Below are 19643 nucleotides of genomic sequence, written 5' to 3'. Positions count from 1 at the left end.
AGTCGACTCATGCGCTTTGCAGTGTGGATGGCCCCGAGCTTCGGAACATTCTGAGACTAAGAAATTCGCGCTGGGGCCGCGAACAACAAAAACGATCACGGGAATACCGTTCAGGGTCAGCGGAAATCGCCGCTCGAGCCGAGTGCGAATCTGTCCACAGCTGGACCTGACTTGGACGTAATTCCCCTGGGGATGTCGGGTCGCTATCCCCAACGCTCCCGAGTCACTTGGAAAGTGTGCCGCTGGCCGCCCGATACTGATCAGCATGTCGTATTGGCACTCGAAACCGATGACGTTCAGGCAGATGCCGACCCCATTCACCCGCGCCGATCTGGCCGCTCGGAAGATCACTTCGTATGCGCTGCAGCATGATCCGCGCTATATCCAGATGGTCCATGGCGTTTGGATCGACAGAACCGAGGACATCATGGCTCCCACACCGGTTTGGGCAGGAGCCGAGTGGCAGAGAGTTGCGACGCAGCTACGAGGCTTTCGTCTGCGACGCCCCGACGTGGCCGGCACATTCTGGACCGCGGCTCGCCTCTATGGCTTGCCGGTGCCGAATCGAATCCGGGACCAGGATCTACACGTTGCCGGAGACACGGCCTGCACCCGAGTCAATATGCGGCAGGTCATTCTTCATCGACATCGTCAGCTCAAGCAGATCGACTTCTTCGACCTGCAATTGGTCACGGTTCCACTCCTTCTCCTCGAACTCGGCTCTCACCTCAGTCTGCTCGAGCTCGTGCAATTCGGCGATGCAGCGGTGTCGAAGCGATTCGGAGGTCCGAAGACCACTCTCGCGTCGCTCCAGACAGAACTCGCCACTCGGCGACAGGTCCGCAGCCGTCGAAAGATAGCAAAGGCGTTCTCACTCATCCGCCTCACCGTTGACTCGCCTCGAGAGACCTGGCTGCGGCTGTGGCTCATCGGCAACGGCTTCCCCGAACCGGTTGTTCACCCACAAGTTCGCTGCCACCTCAAGAATGTGATCCTGCAACCCGATTTGGGGTACCCGGAGTTGAAGCTGGCGATCGAATATGAGGGAGACCACCATCGGTCGTCAGCAGGTCAGTTCAACACTGACATCGAACGGCAACAACTTCTGGAAGCTGAGGGATGGACCATCCTCCGAGTCACGAAGAGAACAGATATGAACACATTCGGGAAACTCCTCGCCGCTCACCTGAACAACCCAGTCTGAACCGGCAACCAGCGACAGCAGACTCTGCAACCTACAGCTCGCGAAACAGCAAACGGTTGGTAAGTTCGTCTCGATCCCGAAGCAAGGATCAAGACGAACTTACCAACCGTTTGGCCGTAGAGCGGTTCTACCTCGTTCGCGGCTGCCCGACCGCGGCTGCCCTCCCGCGAGGGCGGCTGCTCTCAGGTTCAGGTGCGCCGCCTGCCGCGAACGCGCAACCTCAGAACAGCTGGCGGAGGTTCGTCCGGGCCAGGTCGATGAGTTCATCGCCCTTGCCCGAGAGCACCGTGCGGACGGCGTAGAGCGCGAAGCCCTTAGCCTGCTCGGCAGTGATCGTCGGCGGCATGGACAGCTCCTGGCGTTCGGTGACGACGTCGAGAATCGCGGCACCGGGATAGGCGAGGAACTCCTTGACGACCTTTGGCAGGTCCTTGGACTTCTCGACTCGGAACCCCTTGATCCCGACCGCCTCGGCGATGGTGGAGAAATCCGGGTTGTTCAGTTCCGTGCCGAAGGTGACGAAGCCCGCCGCCTTCATCTCCAGCTCCACGAAGTTGAGCGAAGAGTTGTTGTACACGACGGTCTTGACGGGCAGCTTGTTCTGGGTCAGCGTGATGAGCTCGCCCAGCAGCATAGCCAGCCCGCCGTCGCCGGCCAGGGCGATGGTCTGTCGATCTTCGAAGGCCGACTGCACACCCACGCTCTGGGATAGGGCATTGGCCATGGAGCCGTGGCTGAATGAACCGATGAGCCGACGTTTGCCGTTCATCGACAGGTAGCGTGCTGCCCACACGACCGGTGATCCGACATCGGGGACGAAGACCGCGTCATCATCGGCCATCTCATCGATGAGCCGCGTGAGGTACTGGGGGTGGATCGTCCTCTTCGAGGGCGTAGCCAGCTCGTCGAGATCCTTGCGGGTCTTCGCATAATGCTTCGTCAGGGCCTTCAGGTGCGTGCTGCTGCGGTTGGCCTTGATCTGTGGCAGGAGTGCGCCGACGGTATCGGCAACCGTACCGACGAGCGGAATGTCGACCTGCGTGCGTCGCCCGATTTGGGAGCCGCGCACATCGACTTGGATGACCGTCGCACCTTCGGGGTAGAACTGCTGGTAGGGCAGGTCGGTGCCGAGCATGAGCAGGGTGTCGCAGTCCTTCAGCGCTGCATAGCCGGAGGAGAAGCCGAGCAGACCGGTCATGCCCACGTCGTAGGGGTTGTCGTATTCGACGAATTCCTTGCCGCGCAGCGAATGGACGATGGGAGCCTGCAGCTTTTCGGCGATGGCCAGAAGCTGGTCGTGGGCGCCTTCGGTGCCGGCACCGGCGAGAATCGTGGTCTTCTTGCTCTTGTTGAGAGCCTTCGCCGCGGCCTCGATCTGGGATTCTGCGGGGATCACATGCGGGGCATAGGACCGGACCACCTCAGCGGCGGCATCGATTTCTGACAGACCGATGTCACCGGGGATGACGAGGACGGCGACACCGCGCTTCTCGATGGCCTCACGCATGGCGATGCGCAGCAGGCGCGGCATCTGCTCCTTGGTGGCGACGTTTTCGACGTAGACGCTGCATTCGCGGAACAGTTCGGTCGGGTGGGTCTCCTGGAAATAGTTCGAGCCGACCTCGTCGCTGGGAATCTGTGCGGCGATCGCGAGCACGGGAACCCGGGAGCGCTGGGCGTCGTAGAGTCCGTTGATGAGGTGGAGGTTTCCAGGTCCGCAGCTGCCTGCACACACGGCGAGTTCACCGGTCAGTGCGGCTTCACCGCTGGCGGCGAACGAGGCGGCCTCTTCGTGACGGACGTGGACCCATTCGAGCTGTGGGTTGACACGCAGGGCATCGGTGAAGCCGTTGAGCGAATCTCCTGGGATGCCGTAGACGCGCTTGACTCCGCTGGCCACAAGCGTATCGACGATGTTTCTGGCGACGGTGGGCATAGGATTCCTTCCGTTGAAACACGTGGAGCTCTCTCAGCTCCTGGGTGGACCCCGTCAGCAAACCAGTCAGAGTACCGACGCAGGCTGGTACCGCGGTTTCAGTCTAGCCCCGAGGTCAGCGGTCGGGCATGTGAAGTCAGAGACAGCACCGCCGGACCATACGACAATGTCCGATGCACACGGCCCGAAGCTCAGTGCCAGGATGTCCGCAGCACAGAAGTCATCTGCATCGGATTCGTTCCGCGATATGCGGTGAGGACGCCTGCGCCTTCCGGGTTCCTCGTGTAGACCGCTTCACCGCCGCCGATCCACCGGTTCCACGCTCGCGAATACGCTATTGCCGATTCTCTTCTCGTGCCGAGAGCTGAAGGCACCGCGTGCCAGACCGGATCGCTCTGCTGCGCATTCGACCACCCGACCTTCAGACGTTCCCACAGTCCGCGCGCTCCAATCGATGACTGCGGCAGAGACCAGCGAGGAACCAGATACCTCGGGTCGGCGATCGGGGACACCGCCTCGTCGAGGGCGAGCGCGAAGACCTCCGCGGACTGGGCTTCCGCATCGAGATGACACCGCAGATCCCCACTCGCGTCGACGCGTACACGCACCGAGTCCGATCCTGTCTTGCTCAACCCCGCACTGTGCAGGGCATCGGCGACGGCACCGGCAAGTTGGCCCACCGTCGGCGGCTTAGCATAGAGCCGAGTTCGTCGTTTTCCGGCTACGGACAGCACCACCGGCAAGCTCAGCCAAAGGACAAGCCCGAGCACCGTGAGGACCAGGCCGCCCACATCGTCGATCGCCACACCCAGCAGCAGGAGAATCAGTCCAAATCCCGTCCAGGGCACGACAGTGGCAGTCCTCACCCGGAATGGCAGGATGTGCCCCGGATCCCCGCCGAGGTGGCGCGGCAAAACGCTGACATCGCCGTTGCGAACGGGGTCGGCTGAGGTGAGGCTCGACTGTTCGGTGCGTCGATGGCCGGTGCGCTGAAGGATTCGCACCGAGCGCATCTCCTCGTCTTGATAGTCACTGCCGACCTGCCACCGCTGGGCGATCTCCCCGCGGTCTTGGGAGCGGGCGATCATCCGCGCGTTGATCTCGTCTGCCATATCGGGCAGGGGAGGCTCGTAGGGCGAGAACGCGGAATCGATATGAGCCACTCCGTCGACGACCTCACCCTCAGAATCCGTGCCGAAGAAGCCGTCGTGTTTGCGCACGAGACGCCCCCAGTCCTGGTTACCGCGTGGGTGATCGGGGCTGACGCAGACGACGGTCCAGTTGAGCCCGACCTTGTGTGCCTGGTCAGGGTCTCGCCGCAACGCACGACCGCGGGTCTGCGTCACCGCCGTCGGTGTGGTCGCGGTGCTCAAGTCGATCAATCCGGTGATGGCCGGTGCATCCCAACCTTCGCCGAGGAGGGCACGGGTGCCGATGAGCACCTGAGTCCTGCCCGTGGTGAAGAAGTCGGTCACATAGGGAACCCACGTCCGGCTGGTCCACGGACCCTCGAGTCGGCTGATTCCAGATACCGGTTCGCTCACCTGCAAACGAGAAGCCAGGGATTCGTCGGATACGGCAATCCGAGCACGCAGCTCGCCGAGCACCTCCGGAGCTCCAGCCACGGTCTTGCCGGAGACGAGCAGTGGTCGGAGGCCGGAGGTGCGGGCATCGGAGACGAGTGTTTCGAGAACGAGCAGGGCCGAACCGGAGCGTTCGCTGATCACCCCGCTGACGTCGGCCGGCAGCGTCGCTGTCAGCGATTCGAAGTCGCAGAGGACCAGCATCCGCATGCGTTCTTGAAGGTTGGCCGCCTCGGCGCAGATGATCTCGCTCGTCGCCTGTGGCTTCGACGCCGAGTAGGCGATCACGCGGTCGACGGGTGATCGTCCCGCCCGTATGCCGTTCCGGGTCCAGCGGTACCCGATTGCGGGCAGGTCACGACGGATCACCTCGGCGAGTTCGATGTCTTCTGCCTCCTCGGAGACCATCAGGTGGTGGCGCATCCAATCGTCGACGAGCAGCGCCCAGTCCTCGGCATCGGGATTGCGGCGATGCTGTTCGGCGGGTCTGGCACCGGGAGGCAAACGGAGCAGATCCGCGTGGTGCAGCCGCAGCGCAGCCGAGCACAGTTCCGGTGTCGAGCGGCTCATGGCCGCCCAACTGACAACGTGCTCTCGGGTGCCCAGGAACCGCCTGTCGACCCATTCGAGGAACGGCACCGAGCCCTGAGTGGGGTCGAGGATGTCGGTGATGAGTTCGGTGAATCGCACAGCTTGCCCCGATAGCCAGCTGTTCTCCTCGTTCGTCGGGGTCGTCACCCACACGAGGTCCGCGAATGGAGCCAGATCGCCTTCTCTGACGACTGCAGGGATCGAAGCGGAGTAGCGAATGTCGGAGAACAGTCCGGTCACCAGCTCTGACTGTGCTGTCGTCATTGTTCCGGGAGGAGTGGCTGTGAGTCCGAGCACCCAGACTTCAGGGAGCAGGTCAAGGAGTTCGGTCAGCAGGCTGCCCCACACGTCGAGCAGGTGGTGGCATTCGTCGAGGATGAGCAGCAGAGGTCCAACATCGCGAAGGCGGTCGACGAGTTCCCGCCCTCCAGGGGCGAGTTCGTCGAGGAGGTTCTTCGTGCTTCCGCGGTCGTCATCGAAGACAGCGAGCGATTGGTAGGTCAGAGCGGTGAATTGGGTGGTGAGTCTCCGGTCGAGTCCGGCGCGGTCGGTGCCTCCGGCGGCGGGCTCGTCAGCGGCGTTGTCGGCACCTTCGCCGAGGCGATCGGAACTGTGGCTGTTCCAGGCGTTCGCCCACTGAGTCTGGATGGCGGTGTTGGGGCCGAAGGCCACAATCTTCGAGACATGTCCGTTGGTGAGCAGATGCCGCGCATGCTCGAGCCCGACCCGGGTCTTCCCTGCACCCGGCGGCAGGACGATCCAAGATCGGCGAGAGTCGGCGCTGACTGAACTCGTGAGTGCGTCAAGTGCCTCGCGTTGGTGTCGGCGCAACGGAGGTCGGTGACCTCGCATTGGCTTCACCTCGGGCATCGACATGGCAATCAGTCTAAGACGAGCCCTTGATCGACAGCGAAGAAGGGCAGAATCTGTCCAAGCCGACTCAAGTTATCCAGCGCGACTCAGGCAGAAGCGATGAACAGCCATCCACGCCCGGGAGCATAGGGAAGGTCGTGGACGTCGATGGTGCCGAAGCCAGCGTCTGTCAGTGAGCCTTTCACCGCGTCTTCGGTTCGGAAGCGCAAGGTCGACGTGGAATTGATTCGTTCACCATCACTGTGGAAGATCGTCGGTGAGTCAAAGGAGACATACTCGCCATTGACCTCGGTGACCTGCACCCACGTCTCGACCGGTCCCTCGCCATCGACGTCGACTACTCGCCAGGTCAGTTCTTTGGTCCAGCGGATCCAGGCACGATCGGAGGGTCGTCTGGCTTCGAAAACCAGGCGTCCCGCCGGGCGAAGACAAGAGTGTATTGCCCGAAGGGTGGCCAGCCATTCATCATCGTCGAGAAAGACTTGCGCAACATTCGCGGTCATAGTTGCCAGGTCAAAGCCGCGGTGCCGAGCAGGATCGTCAGCAATGTCAGGAGCCTCGGCGACGATGAACTCAGCGAAGTCAGAAACCACCTTCGACTGTGCGATGTCGATAGATGCCGACGCGGGATCGAGGCCCAGAACGGAAATCTCCAATTCAGCCAGAAGGGAGGCCAATGTTCCTGTTCCAGAGCCAACGTCAAGAACTTTACTGGCCCCGAACCTTTTGACGACGTCGACATACATGTCGAGGTCGCTCCGGTCCGGGTCAAGCGGATCGTAGACTCCAGCTAGCCGGGGGTCTGAAAACAACGCTTCAGGCACACGTCCAGAATAGCTGATGGTCCGCTTCCGTAAACATCCTCCGTCGGCTGAAGTCGCGAGCTGACAGAAGACATGACAAGTAATTTGCTACGTTCTTGAAACGTGTAAGGAAATCGACGAATTCTTTACACGTTTCGGTATTGTGGTAATTCGTGCACCGCATCTTTCGGATGCTGTTCCACGGCCCGTTCCGGTGCCGGTGCCGAATTCACGTCCTTGCCGACAGCACCGTCGCCCCGGTCAGGAGGGCGGCCATGACGATCACCATCATCGGATAGCCGCCGACGACTCCGGTGAGAGCCGGACCTGCCACCGGCGCCAGAGCGGTGCCGGCGGTGATGGGAGCGACGAAGACGCCATTGATCGCCCCGAAGTTTGCGGTCCCCCACCGGTCGGCCACGGCAGTCGCCTGCAGCAGCGTGATGCATCCACGGACACCACCGGCGATCATCGCAATGCCGATGAGCAGCCAGATAGGTCCGGGCACGAAGGCGAGCAGCCACAGTCCGATAGCTCCAGCGCCGAGCAGCAGCACCGTTCGCGCCCGTGAACTCGTGCGCCGTGCAAACGCCGGATAGAAGAACCGTCCGGAAACCTGCCCGAAGCCGACGAGTGCCAGAGCAATCGCGGCGAGCGAGTACCCGGCTCCACGCTCGATGATAAGAGGAATGATGTTGATCGTGACGGCGAAGAGGGTGAAGGTCGCCAGCGCGACGGCGATCTGGAGGATGACGAACGTCGGGGATCGGGTGATGCTGCGGATCTCCGCGCGCGACGGCACCGTCGAATTCCGCGACATCTCATCGGTCCACCCGCGGTTGAGGAAGAACCAGTGCATCGGCAAAGCTGTCACGGCCAGGATCCCGGAAAGGATGACATAGGCCGGTCGCCAGCCCCACGAGTCGATGAGCCAAGCGATGATCGGGGCGAACACCGTCGAGGCGAGGCCGCCGACCAGCGTGAGCGTTGTCAGTGGCTTGGTTCGCTCGGCTCCGTACCAGCGGGTGACGACAGCGAAGGCCGGCGGATAGAGGGTGGCGGCCTGGGCGAATCCAGCCAGCACCCACGCGAGGAAGAAGACGAAGAGATTCGGTGCCGCTGCCACGAGCAGCAGCGCGAGGATGCCGATGAGCGTGCCGACGCTCATGAGCGTTCTGGGCCCGTGCGCGTCGAGCAGCTTTCCGACGCGGACGCCGGCGAGCGCGGAGACGATGAGCCCGAGGGTCAGTGCCGCAGTCACAGTGGTGTGGCTCCAGCCCATATCGGCAGAGATCGGAGTCACCGCCACTGGCAGCGAGTAATAGAGCAGACCCCAGCTGGCCAATTCGGCAATGCAGAGGGCAACCAGCCCTCCGCGAGGCCGGTCGGTCATCCCTGTGCCCCTCGCGGGGCATCGAGTTCACTCGCCGAGGTTGTCGGCTCCCCTGGCGAGGCCGAAGACTTATTCGACGCGTCTGCAGACTCCCCCGCCGAGGCGGCCTTTGCTTTCAGTGCGGCGAGCGCGGTGGCCCACGGGATGCGCTCCTGCTCGAGTCGAACGTCGCCCTCGGCACGCAGGCGGTTCAGCGCCCGCGCTTCCGTCCCAGTCAGCTCCGGGAACACTCCTGTGTGGGGTTTCGGCTCCTGGACCCACAGATCCTTGTGGTCGGTGAGAGTGGCCTCGTCCATGAGCGTCGAGTCCACGTGCGGCAGGTGTTTGCGCAGCCGAGAGAGGATCGCGAACCCATGCGAGTCAAGGTCACCCCAGTAGATGACTCGCGCTCCGTGCACCCAGGCCAGACGGGCAACGTTGTCCACCGCGTAACCCGATCCGTGCACAGCCACAGCATCGGCCCATTCGGGCATCGCGAGCACCGATTCGAGATTCTCGAAGACGAAGACGAGCCGCGGCGCGATCGCCAGATCGCTGAGCTGAGTTACTGGCGTGCTGATGTCGCTGAGTCCTGACGGTGCGAGTTCCGGGTCGAGGATGCGCATCCGAATCCGAGGTTCAGCGTCGAGAACGTCGACCGCATCGGGTCTCCCAGTTGCCTCCAGCAGTGCCGTGACCAGTGAGCGGTGTGTTTCGAACCATTTTGAGTCGACCCCGCGGATCGGCAATTGTCGGGGCCGCAGGGTTCCCACGGGGTGATGGCGCAACCAGGCGACGACGTCAAGGAGCGTGTCGAACTCGGTGTGTTCAAGTCCGAGGATCCGTTTCGCATGAGCTTTGATCGCCGAGGCGGCACTGTGCTGATCGTCGAATCGTGACCTGATCGTCGCGGTCCGATCCCGCAGCCGACGCCACTGGCTGGCCTCGTCGCCACCGACGAAGTCTGCCACAGCATCCGGTGTACGCAACCGCAGACGCAGCGGGATCCGTTGGCGCCCGACCCGCACCCAGGAGCGTTCGGCCCAGTCGATGACCGGACTGCTGAGGTTCTCCAACCTCGAGTCACTGACACCGGGTGCAGCGATCTTCCGCCAGCTTGCAGCCCATTCCATTGCGGCCTGCTGATCCTCGAGCACGTGCTTCTCCGTGGGCGGATGCAGAGCAATCTCGACAGTTGCGAAGGTAGGAACGCTGACGTCGAGGCCAGTCTCTGCGCCGCCGTCTGGACTCACACAGTTCGAGTCCGTCTGGGTGGCCCAGGTCGACATCGACGAGCGCAGGCGGGTACGCGCTTTCGCCCGCGCCTCGGCGACGGTGAGCATGGTCATCGTCGCCTCCCCCGGTCAGCTCTCATCGTCGGGTTCACCTCTCATCGTCGGGTTCACCTGCGCCTACCTCATCGCCGGCAGCCGCTTCGTCAGCGACGGCAGCCGCCTCGTCAGCGCCGGCAGCCGCTTCGTCAGCGACGGCAGCCGCCTCGTCCGCCTGGGCTTCACCGCTCGGCTCTTCGCTGTTCTCGGTCTCCCAGACCATGGTCGCTGCGAGGGTCTTCTGTCGACTCGGGTTCTCGATCGAGGTCGCCGCACCGACATAGGGTTCGATGGTCTGCAGCAGCTTCTGTGGGGTGGCCAGGACCATGTGGAATCCGAACTCGATGAAGATATTGAGCGCCATGCGCGTGTACCTGGTGTCGGCCTTGTCGAACGCCTCATCCAGGATGATCGTGCCGTACTTCGAGATCGCCTCGTCCGGATCGGCCAACTGGTAGCGCAGTGCTGCTGCAAGGCAGAAGATTACGAGCTTCTGCTGCTGACCGCCGGACATCGCCGCACCGGAATCGTAGGTGGCGTGGGCACGGCCGTGGTCGTCGATCTCTTCGGCCAGGAAGCTCACGTGCAGGCGAGTGTCGAGGCATTGGTTCTTCCACACCTTGTCGACGTGCTCGCTCGAGGAGAAACGGCGCATCACCTCGGCGAGGGTGTCGTACTTGTCCTCCGCTGTGGCCATGTCCTCCTCGCCCCAGGTGCCGCCGGCGACCTTGCGGAGGTCGGCGATGAAGGCGTTGACGGTCTCACTGCGTCGGGTCTTGACCTTCAGCCGCAGGTAGCGGCCCTCGTCGAATTGGGACCGCAGCAGGGATGAGTTGATCGGTGCGACCCGGTCTTCGATCTCACGTGGGGCGGCGTGGATCTCGTTGAGGAGTTCGCCGATGAGATCGCGGGAGCGCTGGCGCAGCAGGTCCCGGAATCTGTTCTCATGATCGGGTAGGCCATGGGCCAGGATCTCGTCGAGCATCGCCAGGTAGTCGTGCCTGTCGGCGACATCGGCGGTGAGATCGGAGGCGACCGAAGACCAGGCGGCTTTGAACTCGGCGGCCAACCTGGTCACGGACTGACCGGCTTCGCTCGCCGAGGCTTGGGCCTTGTCCTTCTCCGACTGCAGAGTCTGGGAGACCTGCTGTCCGATCTCCGACAGAGATTCGCGTCGAATGCTGCGCTGGATTCGCTTAAACCGGGCCTCGAGCTGCTCGGCGATCGTCGGATCCACCTCGGGGATGCGCCCGGCAGTGACGTCATCTTCGAGACCGTTGAGACTGGTCCGCAGGCTGGTGATGTCTTCATTCGCCCGACGCAGGGCGTAGTCGCTGTCACGGGTGGCGGCTTCGGCGGTTTCCTTCGCCGCACGGGCTTCGCGTTCGGCTCCGATCGCCTGCTGCAGGTCACCGTCGGCGTCTTCGAGTTCGCGCAGGGCCTTCTCGAGGGCCGCGATCTTCTCCTTCGCCCCGGCCAGGTCAACATCGCGCCAGGACTGCTCGCGGATACCGGCGAGGATGCCCTTCCTGCGGTGGGCTTGTGCGGTCTGTGCGTTCGCGGCTTCGACGATGGCCTGCGCCTCGGCCAGCTCCGCCTGAGCTTCCTTCAATGCGGAGATGAGGGCTTCGAGCTTGTTCTCTCGGTCGCCGAGGACCCATTGGCTGCGGTCATCGATGCGCCGCCGGTCATCCTTCTCATAGCGAGTCCTCGAGGTCTTGATCTGTCCCTTGATGGTGACGGCACGGGGGTGGTCGTCGAGTTCGTCAGGGCTGTCGACGCAGGCGAAGTCGAAGCGTTCGGACAGAGTGGACTGCACCCACTCCCCGAACCCAGTTTCGGCGATAGTGACCTTGTTGACCAGGGACTTCGCGCTATTGGCGGGTCGTGGTTTCGTCACTTGGGCGGGAATCTCTTCGAACACGAGTCGGCCCTTGATGCGGTGGGAGTCGACCCACGAGCGGACCGCGCCGAGATTCTCGCTGCGCACGAGGACGGTGAGTGCCAGTGGGCGCAGCACGCGTTCGATCGCCCCAGTCCAGGCAGCGTGGTCGGGATCGACGTCGATGAGTTCTGCGGCGAAGGGCAGTGCCTTCGCACTGAGTCCCGTGCCCTCGGCCAGCTCCTCTCGGATCTGGAGCAGATTTCCCGGCACGGTCGAACCCGAACGGCGCAGGGAGTCGATCTCAGCTTCGAGCTCTCTGACCTGTGCGCGGGCCTTGGAGAAACGGTCGTGATCGGCGTGGCTGGGCCCTGAGGCCTGAGTCTCCTCGTCGAGGGTGGACGCGATCTGAGTCTGGAGTTCGGCGAATTCCGCCGCCGAGGTGGGCACCTGTTCGATGTCTGCTTGCTTCAGCTGTCGCTCAAGACTGGCCCACCGATCGGCGATGGCACGACGTTCGGTCTCGGCCGTGTCGATGCGCTGCTGCAGGTGTTCGGCCTCCGAACCGCCGAGGTCGAGGGTGGCACGGCGGGCGAGGTCGTATTCGTCGACCGCGGCGTCATAGTCCTTCTTGGACCTGTCGGCCGCGACTTCGATTTCGACGAGCTCGCGGCGCAGCGCCGAGAGGTCCGAGCGCATGAGGTCGAGCTCGCGGCGTTTCTGGAACGGCAGCAGGGCATCGTTGAGCGCAATCGACTTCGCCGCGGACTCATGGGCGGAATCGTAGCGGTTCGAGGCCTCACGCAATTGAAGGAGGTGGTCGCGTTGGCGGCGCAGTTCGACGACATGATCGTGAGCGTCTTTGAGGTCTCCGAACTGGTTGACCGCGGTCTCGGCCAGGTCGAAGGTGACCGGCGGTTCGAGCATGTGGTCGCGGAAGAGCCGGTCCAGACTGTCGAGGCTCTTGGCTGACTGAGTCTTATGCAGCAGCTGCAGCGCCGATTCGCTGGCCATGCCGAAGACCTTGCGCATCCGGGCGTAGAACCTGGCATGGGAGCCGTTGGACGTGATGAGCGCTTCGGGATGCTCGGTTTTCAGTTTCCTGGTCTCGAGGCCGGTTCGTGCATACTGCTGCAGGTCTGCGAGGTCGAGGCCTGCCCGTTCGAGAATGCAGACGTCGGAGAGATCGGTCATCTTCGTGCCCGAACCCTTGATGAAGAAGAGCCTGGCCAGCGACAGCGGACGGTCGGTGCCATTGTCGTAGCGGAGAATGATGCCGCTCCAGGTGGCGCGTGGGCGCAGGTACTTGCTGACGACACGGTCCTCGTCGGAATCCGCTGTGCGGGTCCATGCACCGCGAACATAGCTGACGAGGCTGCGCTGGTCGACCCGGCTGCCGGCGGTTTGGGCGGCGACATTGAAGCGCAGCCACTTGTCCGGGGTGAGCACCGCGGCGATGCCGTCGAGCAGTGAGGACTTGCCGGAGCCTGAAGGTCCGGTGATGAGGTGGCCCTTGTGGGAGACGGGGATGCGGTGGATGTCGGCGTCGAAGGTGCCCCAGTTCGCGATCTGAATCTCGGACAGCCGCCACTGGCTGCCGACATCGGGACGATCGACGCTGCGGGCGCGGGCCTGATCCGCGATGAGTGCGGCATCGAGCGGGAAGAGAGCCTCGGTCATGCTTCTTCCTCCTCAGTCTCGGGTTCGTCAGTCTCGGAATCGTCGTTGTCGTCGGTGTCGTGTGAACTGAACGCTGCCTCGGCGACGGAGCCTTTGGCCTCTCCTGCGGCGATGCGTTCGTAGACCTCGATGAGCTCGCGCACCTGGTCCTCGTCGATGAGGAACTTCACCATCGGCGAGACTTCGAAGCGGTCCTCACCTGCCTTGTGGAGGACACGCAGACGGTTGCTCATCCGGTTCCACGCACCGTTGAGGTTGCGTTGGAACGTGGACTCGTCGCCGGTGCGATAGATCGCCAGGCGTTCGTAGACCTCTTCGCGATCGACGATCACCCGGCGCTCACCTGGTGCTGCCAGAAGCAGTTGGCGCAGGACGAGGAGCATGGCGGTGTCGAGGAAGGTCAGCCGTTCGCTGCGCACGGCCGCAGGCACGTCGACCTCCTCGGTGACGACCTTGCGGGTGAAGGCGAATTCGTCGATCTTGTCGATGACGAGTTCAAGGAACAGGTCGTGCAGCCGTGATCGCACGATTCCTTCATCGGCGACCAGTGCCGACCACAGCTGCGGGCTCTGCGCACCGGAGACGTAGGGGCCCTTGAGCAGTTCGAGGAGAACCCGACGCGTGCGCTCACCCAGGGTGCCCGTGTCGTCGAACCAGAGTGCACTCGGATTGCGCGTGAATGCTTCAGTTCCGGAGTCGTGCGCCGCAGATTCGTGTGCCGCGCCGTCGGTGGGGATGCCTGCGGAGTTGCTCATAGTGTGACGCCTTCGGTGAAGTAGTGACGGCGGATCGTGGCGCTGCGGACAATTCCGTCGACCCCGGCCCATTCAAGTCGGTCCCGCGACTCGGGGTCGACATGTCCATAGGTGCTGGCCAGGGATAGGAGACCGACGACGCTCGCCAGGCCCTGTGAGGCTGGGAAATGGTCGAGCACCTCGGCGACGGAGACCTGCTCGACTCCATCGATGGCCCGGTTGACGTTGTCAGACAGCTCGGAGAAGTCGATCTCGGATTCCCGGGCGACGGCGATGAGTTCAGCGAAGTCGACTTCTGTCTCGGTCGCCTCACCCAGTTCGGCACCGGCATCGAATTCGGTGGGGTCATGGAGGATGACCTCCCCGAGGCTGCCCAATGCCACGCTCGAGAGCTCGAGATCCACGCCGAGGTTGTCGTAAGGTTTGCGCACCTGTGAGACAGGTGCCGCCGCTGCCAGGGCGTCCTGGATCAGGTTGCGCATGACGCGGTCGCGTTGGAATTCGTGGGAGTGGACATAGCGCCGCAGCCCGCGGGCGAATTCGGAGAGAATGTCGGAGACTTCGCGGGAGCCGTCCTTCATCTGCCGCATGAGGGTGCGCAGTGATCGGCGAGTCTCAGCCGAGAGCGTGGCCGAGAAGTCACGATCGAGGATGGAAGCGATGTCCTCGTCGAAGGCCGAGGCTTGTTCGGGATCGCGGACTAGCGCGGAGAAGGCGGAGAACGTTCTGCCCTCATCGGAGGATTCGATGAGGTCGACGCCGCGAAAGACCTCGTCGAGGACCTGGGATTGAGAGTCCTCGGCGGCGAGGATCGAGATCCTCAGCTCCTGGTTAAGCTCTTCGAAGCGGGCGCGGACGCGGGCGAAATCGGCGGGCAGACCCTCAGCTTGTTGGAGGATGTCACCGACGCGTTCATTCGCGCGGCGCCGGTCGAGGACGATCGAGCGTGGGTCATCGCGGCGGACCCGGGCGATCTCAGCGTCGATGCGGTCGCGTTCTGCGTGCAGGGATGCCAGTCGGCGGGAGCTGTCCGGGTCGGTGTCGATGGCCAGCTGTCGGACCGATTGGGCGAGGCTGACCAGCCGTGATTCGGTCGCGGTCTGGGGCGGGGTGCGCAGCTGTTCGAGCATGCGGATGGCATCGAATCCCGCCGCCGAGAGTTCGTAGGTCTCACCTCTCGCCGCTGTGGCCGGCCGCCGGACGAGGATCTCTGCCCTTCGCCAGTCGTCGCAGTAGGCCTTGGCCGTCCGTGTGGACAAGTCGAAGTGGTCGCGGAGTTCTTCGAAGTCCGAGTCGATGGACTCGTGGAGGTCTTCGGTGGAGATTCGGGTGCCGGGCTTGCCCAGGTGAGTACCCAACGTCGCGGCCATGACGGGGAGATGGTCGGCCCGCAGCATGCGCAGTGTGGCATTGGAGTCGAGCAGACGCCGGTAGGCGAGTGCTGAGCTGAGGGCAGACATGTCCTCTATTGTCTGCGCCGATGAGGCCTGTTGCCAATTTCAAGGACGTCGGGATTCATGGTTTTCGCAGGCAACGGCACAGTATTTTTCAGCCAGTGACAGGTCACACAGAATTCGCCACCTCGTTGCCGAATCGTTATAGAGTGTCCCGATGGTTCGGATACGACGATGGCCCTACACGTTCGCCATACTGCTCTCCCTCGCTGTCGCAGTGGTCGCCCTCTCCTCCTCGATCTACCTCGGGCAGCCACTCAAAGATCCAGACGGCTTCCTCGGCCCCGCCTATGTTCGGATGCCGTTGCTGGCGCTGCTGATCTTCGGCATAGGAATCTTCGTCGACGCGCTGCGAACCAACGGATGGAGACAGCTGCCGAGGGCGATGATCAAAGTCGTGCAGAACGAGTGGAACCTCCGCCGAGTGCTGTGCATCACCACCGGCATGATGAGCTTCTACATCTGCTACCTCAGCTATCGGAACCTCAAAAGCAACCTTCCGATCTTCCGCCACGGGGTCCTCTACGACCAGCAGCTTCTGCGATTCGACCTCTGGTTCGGAGGAGGGATTGACCCCGCGGTCGTCCTGCACGATGTGTTCGGCACCGGGGTCATGGCCCAGGTGCTCTCCCTCGTCTACCTCGCCTACCTTCCGCTCATCCCCATCAGCCTCGGCATCGTACTCATCCTCAACCGCAATCTCGCCATCGGCGCCTGGTATGCGACGATGCTCTGTCTCAACTGGGTTCTGGGCACAATCAGCTACTACCTCATGCCTGCTCTTGGACCGGCGTTCACCCGTCCTGATCTCTACAGCGGACTTGCCCAGACAGAGGTCAGCGACCTTCAGCAGTCACTGATCACCACTCGCCTCGACTTCCTCTCCGACCCGTCCGGCAGCGGGGTGATCCAAGGCGTGGCCGCCTTCGCCTCTCTGCATGTCTCCGTGACCTTCGCCGCTGCTCTCTTCATGATGCACACCCGGCAGCGTCGGCTGACGCAGGTTCTGACATGGGTGTTCTTCGGACTCACAGTGCTGGCTACCCTCTACTTCGGGTGGCACTACGTCATCGATGACATCGCGGGCATGGGCATCGGCTGGGCCGCAGTGTCCCTGGGCGCATGGGTCACCGGAAACAGACGCCAATCGGCGACGCCGCGTGATGGACTCCGGGCTGCTGATCCTGCTGGGGAACGGGCTCACGCCGAAACCGCCTGAGTGCCGAGGATCGGCGCCGAGGCCAGGGCCCGATCAGCCTCCATCCCTCCCGCCGAAGGTCTTCGGGTCGACTGGCCGGTCCTTCTTCGGCAGTTTCGCGACGACGAGGCAGTAGGACTCGAGGACCAGATCGTGTAGAAGTTCAGAGTCGAGTAGGTTCCCAGAATCGCCGCCTCTATCGCCAGTGCCGATGCCGACACTTTCGTCATCGTCGGTGCCAGCACCAGCCACGGTGACCCAGTGCTTCTTATTCATGTGATATCCGGGAGTGATCTCCTCATAGGCATCGCAAAGCACCTCGCCGTCGAGCGGGTCGATCTTGAGGTTGATGCTGGATACACCGCGTAGGTCGAAGTGCATCATGAACATCTTCCCGCGCACCTTGAACACGTCGTACTCCGGCCCGAACGGTTGCTCGATCTCCACAGACGGATACTGAATCGCCTGATCATGAGCCAGGGTGAGGACGGTGTCTGGATCCATGCTCGGATGCTAGCAAACGGCCATGACACGGGGTCCGCTGATTACCGTCGACCCACCAGAGCAGCGCCCGATAGACTCGTGCCCATGTCAGAAAACGCTCCGCGACTCCTTGTCGCCGCCCTCGGCGGAACCATCGCATCGACTTCGAACCAGTCTGGTGGCGTGGCCCCCGCGCTGAGCGGCGCGGAGATTGCCGCGGCTGCCGGCCTCGACCAGATCTGGCCGGACCTGCAAGCCGATTTCACCCAGGTGTCACAGGTCTCGAGCGCCAATGTCACCCTCGACATGCTCTTCGAGGTCCGGAAGTTGGCCCGCACCAGCGAGGTCGACGGCATAGTCCTCACGCAGGGCACCGACACACTTGAGGAGAGCGCCTTCGCGCTCTGGCTGCTCAACGACTCGGCCACCCACATCGCCGCCACCGGAGCCATGCGCAATCCGACCCTGCCCGGCGCCGACGGACCGGCCAACGTGCGCTCCGCTGCGCTGACCGCGCTGTCGCCACTGACGAAGAACCTGCCCGCCAGTCTGGTCTTCAACGATGAGATCCACGATCCGCGTTTCGTCCGCAAGTCCCACGTGACCTTGACCGCGGCGTTCTCCTCCGGCCCCGTCCTCGGTGCGATCGGGTGGATCAGCGAAGACACCGTCCGCCTCCCCCACGCGCCTGCTGCTGCAAGCGTCTCGCCGTTCGCGGGCCTCCCCCATCCGAAGACGCTGGCCAAGGTCGCCCTCACCGAGGTGGGGATGGGCGAACCCGAGGAGACGCTGACCCAGCTCATCGACTCCGACTTCTCCGGTGCCGTCCTCGCCGGTGTCGGCGGCGGACACGTACCCGAACATCTGGTGCCGACGGTGACCCGCCTCGGCGAGGCCATGCCCGTGATCCTGGCGTCACGGCCGGGATCGGGTGCGAGCTTGACGAATACCTACGGCTACCCCGGCGGTGAGATCGGACTGCTCACCTCCGGCCTCATTCCCGCGGGGATTCTCGACGCCCGCAAGGCCCGCATCGTTCTGACCTTGGCTCTGAGCCTGGGACTTGACCCCGCCGAGGTGTTCGCGGCGTTCGCGTAAGTGCTGCCTCCCGGAGTTCACAGGGAGCAGCAACTTCAGACCGCCTTCGTCGACCGACCGCGCCCCTCATCACCGTGACACCAAACAGTCGGTAAGTTCCGGTCGAAAAACTTGAGAAATTCGACCATAACTTACCGACTGTTTGTGATATCTGCAGGCCGTTGGTGTGTTCCGCAGGCTGCTAGGGAAATCTGCAGCTTCAACCTGCGCCTGTGTCAGCGCCGAAGGCTAACCGCCGCAGGCTGTCTCAGCTCTCGGCACCGACTGCCACGACCATCTTGCCGAAGTTGCGACCGTTGAGCAGATCGTTGAAGTACTCGGGAGCCTTGTCCAGACCCGGACGGATGTCCTCGCGGTAACGGACCTGTCCTTCCTTGACCCAGCCGCTCATCTCGGCCAGGAAAGCATCATGGTGCTTCTCGACGAACTCTGTCTGGATGAAGCCGCGGACGTTGAGTGACTTCGTGAGGATGTTGCCCATGAGCGCACCCGAACGGTCCGGTCCTTCGGGCAGCTCTGTCAGGTTGTAGTTGGCGACGAGCCCGCAGACGGGCACTCGTGCGTAGGTGTTCAGACGTGGCAGGACTGCCTTGAACACGTCTCCGCCGACGTTCTCGAAGTAGACGTCGATGCCCTGTGGCACCGATTCTTTGAGTTCGTTCTTGAGGTTGCCCGTCCGGTGGTCAAGCGCCACATCGAAACCGAGCTCGTTCAGGTGGGCGACCTTGTCGGGTCCACCAGCGATGCCGACGGCCTTCGCACCCTTGATCTTCGCGATCTGACCTACCACCGAGCCGACGGGACCGGTGGCGGCAGCGACGGCCACGGTCTCACCGGGCTGCGGGCGGCCGATCTCCAGGAGACCTGCGTATGCGGTGAAGCCAGGCATGCCCAACACACCGAGAGCGGTGCTGACCGGAGCGACCTCAGGGTCGAGACGGCGCAAGTGTGCGGCCTTCTCGACGGAGTACTCCTGCCATCCGCCGTAGCCGAGGACGGTGTCACCAGTGGAGAAGTCAGACGAATTCGACTCGACGACCTCGGAGACCGTGGCGCCGACCATGACATCGCCGACCTCGACCGGCTTCGCATAGGACTTCGCATCCGACATCCGACCGCGCATATAAGGGTCGAGCGAGAGGTACAGGGTCCGAAGCAGAACTTCACCATCCTGCGGCGTCGCCAGCTCCACTTCGTCGAGCTGGTAGTTCTCGGCCGTGGGCGAACCTACTGGGCGGGAGTTCAGGAGAATCCGGTGGTTAGTCGTCATGGACATGATTCCTTTCATCGACGCCGTGCACTGTCTGCGCACGGTCGCTTCTGGTCTGCGGACCGACAAGGCCGCGCCTAGCGCGTGTCCTGTAAGTGTCACCTGAGGCGGAGGACGAGGCTGGCGATGA

At 63.2% G+C, this 19643-nt stretch carries 13 protein-coding genes; 3 read left to right on the top strand and 10 right to left on the bottom strand.

Annotated features, from left to right (window positions below; translation table 11 throughout):
• Window positions 1-265 precede the first annotated feature (265 nt).
• Window positions 266-1204, top strand: a complete 939-nt coding sequence (locus INT40_RS09140) for an endonuclease domain-containing protein (protein ID WP_193095960.1) — start codon at window positions 266-268, stop codon at window positions 1202-1204.
• A 220-nt stretch (window positions 1205-1424) separates the two neighbouring features.
• Here INT40_RS09140 and poxB read toward each other — a convergent pair whose 3' ends face one another.
• The 8 genes from poxB to INT40_RS09100 all read right to left on the bottom strand — a co-directional run bounded on the left by poxB (window position 1425) and on the right by INT40_RS09100 (window position 15470).
• On the bottom strand, window positions 1425-3140 hold the full coding sequence (gene poxB, locus INT40_RS09135) for a ubiquinone-dependent pyruvate dehydrogenase (protein WP_193095959.1): 1716 nt from the start codon (window positions 3138-3140) through the stop codon (window positions 1425-1427).
• A 191-nt stretch (window positions 3141-3331) separates the two neighbouring features.
• The gene (locus INT40_RS09130; protein WP_193095958.1) at window positions 3332-6190 is read right to left on the bottom strand and encodes a DEAD/DEAH box helicase family protein; all 2859 of its coding nucleotides are present in this window, start codon (window positions 6188-6190) and stop codon (window positions 3332-3334) included.
• 83 nt (window positions 6191-6273) lie between these two features.
• On the bottom strand, window positions 6274-6933 hold the full coding sequence (locus INT40_RS09125; protein WP_226831033.1) for a class I SAM-dependent methyltransferase: 660 nt from the start codon (window positions 6931-6933) through the stop codon (window positions 6274-6276).
• Between the two features lie 286 nt (window positions 6934-7219).
• Window positions 7220-8383, bottom strand: coding sequence for an MFS transporter (locus tag INT40_RS09120; RefSeq protein ID WP_193095956.1), 1164 nt, complete (start codon window positions 8381-8383; stop codon window positions 7220-7222).
• On the bottom strand, window positions 8380-9711 hold the full coding sequence (locus INT40_RS09115) for a Wadjet anti-phage system protein JetD domain-containing protein (protein WP_193095955.1): 1332 nt from the start codon (window positions 9709-9711) through the stop codon (window positions 8380-8382). The genes INT40_RS09120 and INT40_RS09115 overlap by 4 nt, the downstream gene beginning before the upstream one ends.
• Window positions 9712-9745: 34 nt before the next feature.
• Complete coding sequence (locus INT40_RS09110; protein WP_226831025.1) at window positions 9746-13255, bottom strand: ATP-binding protein; 3510 nt, start codon at window positions 13253-13255, stop codon at window positions 9746-9748.
• Window positions 13252-14010: a DUF4194 domain-containing protein gene (locus tag INT40_RS09105; protein WP_226831023.1), complete on the bottom strand. Its 759-nt coding sequence runs from the start codon at window positions 14008-14010 to the stop codon at window positions 13252-13254. The genes INT40_RS09110 and INT40_RS09105 overlap by 4 nt, the downstream gene beginning before the upstream one ends.
• Window positions 14007-15470, bottom strand: coding sequence for a DUF3375 domain-containing protein (locus INT40_RS09100; RefSeq protein WP_193071124.1), 1464 nt, complete (start codon window positions 15468-15470; stop codon window positions 14007-14009). Before INT40_RS09100 ends, INT40_RS09105 begins: the two co-directional genes overlap by 4 nt.
• Window positions 15471-15621: 151 nt before the next feature.
• Here INT40_RS09100 and INT40_RS09095 point away from each other — a divergent pair, with 151 nt between their 5' ends.
• Complete coding sequence (locus INT40_RS09095; protein WP_193071123.1) at window positions 15622-16683, top strand: phosphatase PAP2 family protein; 1062 nt, start codon at window positions 15622-15624, stop codon at window positions 16681-16683.
• Window positions 16684-16716: 33 nt separating this feature from the next.
• Here INT40_RS09095 and INT40_RS09090 read toward each other — a convergent pair whose 3' ends face one another.
• The gene (locus tag INT40_RS09090) at window positions 16717-17166 is read right to left on the bottom strand and encodes an MmcQ/YjbR family DNA-binding protein (RefSeq protein WP_193071122.1); all 450 of its coding nucleotides are present in this window, start codon (window positions 17164-17166) and stop codon (window positions 16717-16719) included.
• An 84-nt stretch (window positions 17167-17250) separates the two neighbouring features.
• On the opposite strand from INT40_RS09090, the gene INT40_RS09085 reads away from it, so the two are divergent.
• Window positions 17251-18243 (top strand): asparaginase domain-containing protein, encoded by a 993-nt coding sequence (locus tag INT40_RS09085; RefSeq protein WP_193095954.1) that lies wholly within the window; start codon window positions 17251-17253, stop codon window positions 18241-18243.
• Between the two features lie 247 nt (window positions 18244-18490).
• Here the strand turns inward: INT40_RS09085 and INT40_RS09080 are convergent, their stop codons facing one another.
• Window positions 18491-19513, bottom strand: a complete 1023-nt coding sequence (locus INT40_RS09080) for an NADP-dependent oxidoreductase (RefSeq protein WP_193071120.1) — start codon at window positions 19511-19513, stop codon at window positions 18491-18493.
• Between the last annotated feature and the right edge of the window lie 130 nt (window positions 19514-19643).

The sequence above is a fragment of the Brevibacterium sp. FME17 genome, from assembly GCF_014897515.1.
In the GTDB taxonomy this organism is placed as follows: Bacteria; Actinomycetota; Actinomycetes; order Actinomycetales; family Brevibacteriaceae; genus Brevibacterium.
Note: the sequence above shows the minus strand (reverse complement) of the source record. Positions and strands in the feature narration are given on the sequence as shown.

Bases quoted from the DNA above. Each gene is read 5' to 3' on its own strand.
- INT40_RS09140 (WP_193095960.1), top strand. From the start codon at position 266: ATGTCGTATTGGCACTCGAAACCGATGACGTTCAGGCAGATGCCGACC.
- poxB (WP_193095959.1), bottom strand. From the start codon at position 3,140: ATGCCCACCGTCGCCAGAAACATCGTCGATACGCTTGTGGCCAGCGGA.
- INT40_RS09130 (WP_193095958.1), bottom strand. From the start codon at position 6,190: ATGTCGATGCCCGAGGTGAAGCCAATGCGAGGTCACCGACCTCCGTTG.
- INT40_RS09125 (WP_226831033.1), bottom strand. From the start codon at position 6,933: ATGTATGTCGACGTCGTCAAAAGGTTCGGGGCCAGTAAAGTTCTTGAC.
- INT40_RS09120 (WP_193095956.1), bottom strand. From the start codon at position 8,383: ATGACCGACCGGCCTCGCGGAGGGCTGGTTGCCCTCTGCATTGCCGAA.
- INT40_RS09115 (WP_193095955.1), bottom strand. From the start codon at position 9,711: ATGACCATGCTCACCGTCGCCGAGGCGCGGGCGAAAGCGCGTACCCGC.
- INT40_RS09110 (WP_226831025.1), bottom strand. From the start codon at position 13,255: ATGACCGAGGCTCTCTTCCCGCTCGATGCCGCACTCATCGCGGATCAG.
- INT40_RS09105 (WP_226831023.1), bottom strand. From the start codon at position 14,010: ATGAGCAACTCCGCAGGCATCCCCACCGACGGCGCGGCACACGAATCT.
- INT40_RS09100 (WP_193071124.1), bottom strand. From the start codon at position 15,470: ATGTCTGCCCTCAGCTCAGCACTCGCCTACCGGCGTCTGCTCGACTCC.
- INT40_RS09095 (WP_193071123.1), top strand. From the start codon at position 15,622: ATGGTTCGGATACGACGATGGCCCTACACGTTCGCCATACTGCTCTCC.
- INT40_RS09090 (WP_193071122.1), bottom strand. From the start codon at position 17,166: ATGGATCCAGACACCGTCCTCACCCTGGCTCATGATCAGGCGATTCAG.
- INT40_RS09085 (WP_193095954.1), top strand. From the start codon at position 17,251: ATGTCAGAAAACGCTCCGCGACTCCTTGTCGCCGCCCTCGGCGGAACC.
- INT40_RS09080 (WP_193071120.1), bottom strand. From the start codon at position 19,513: ATGACGACTAACCACCGGATTCTCCTGAACTCCCGCCCAGTAGGTTCG.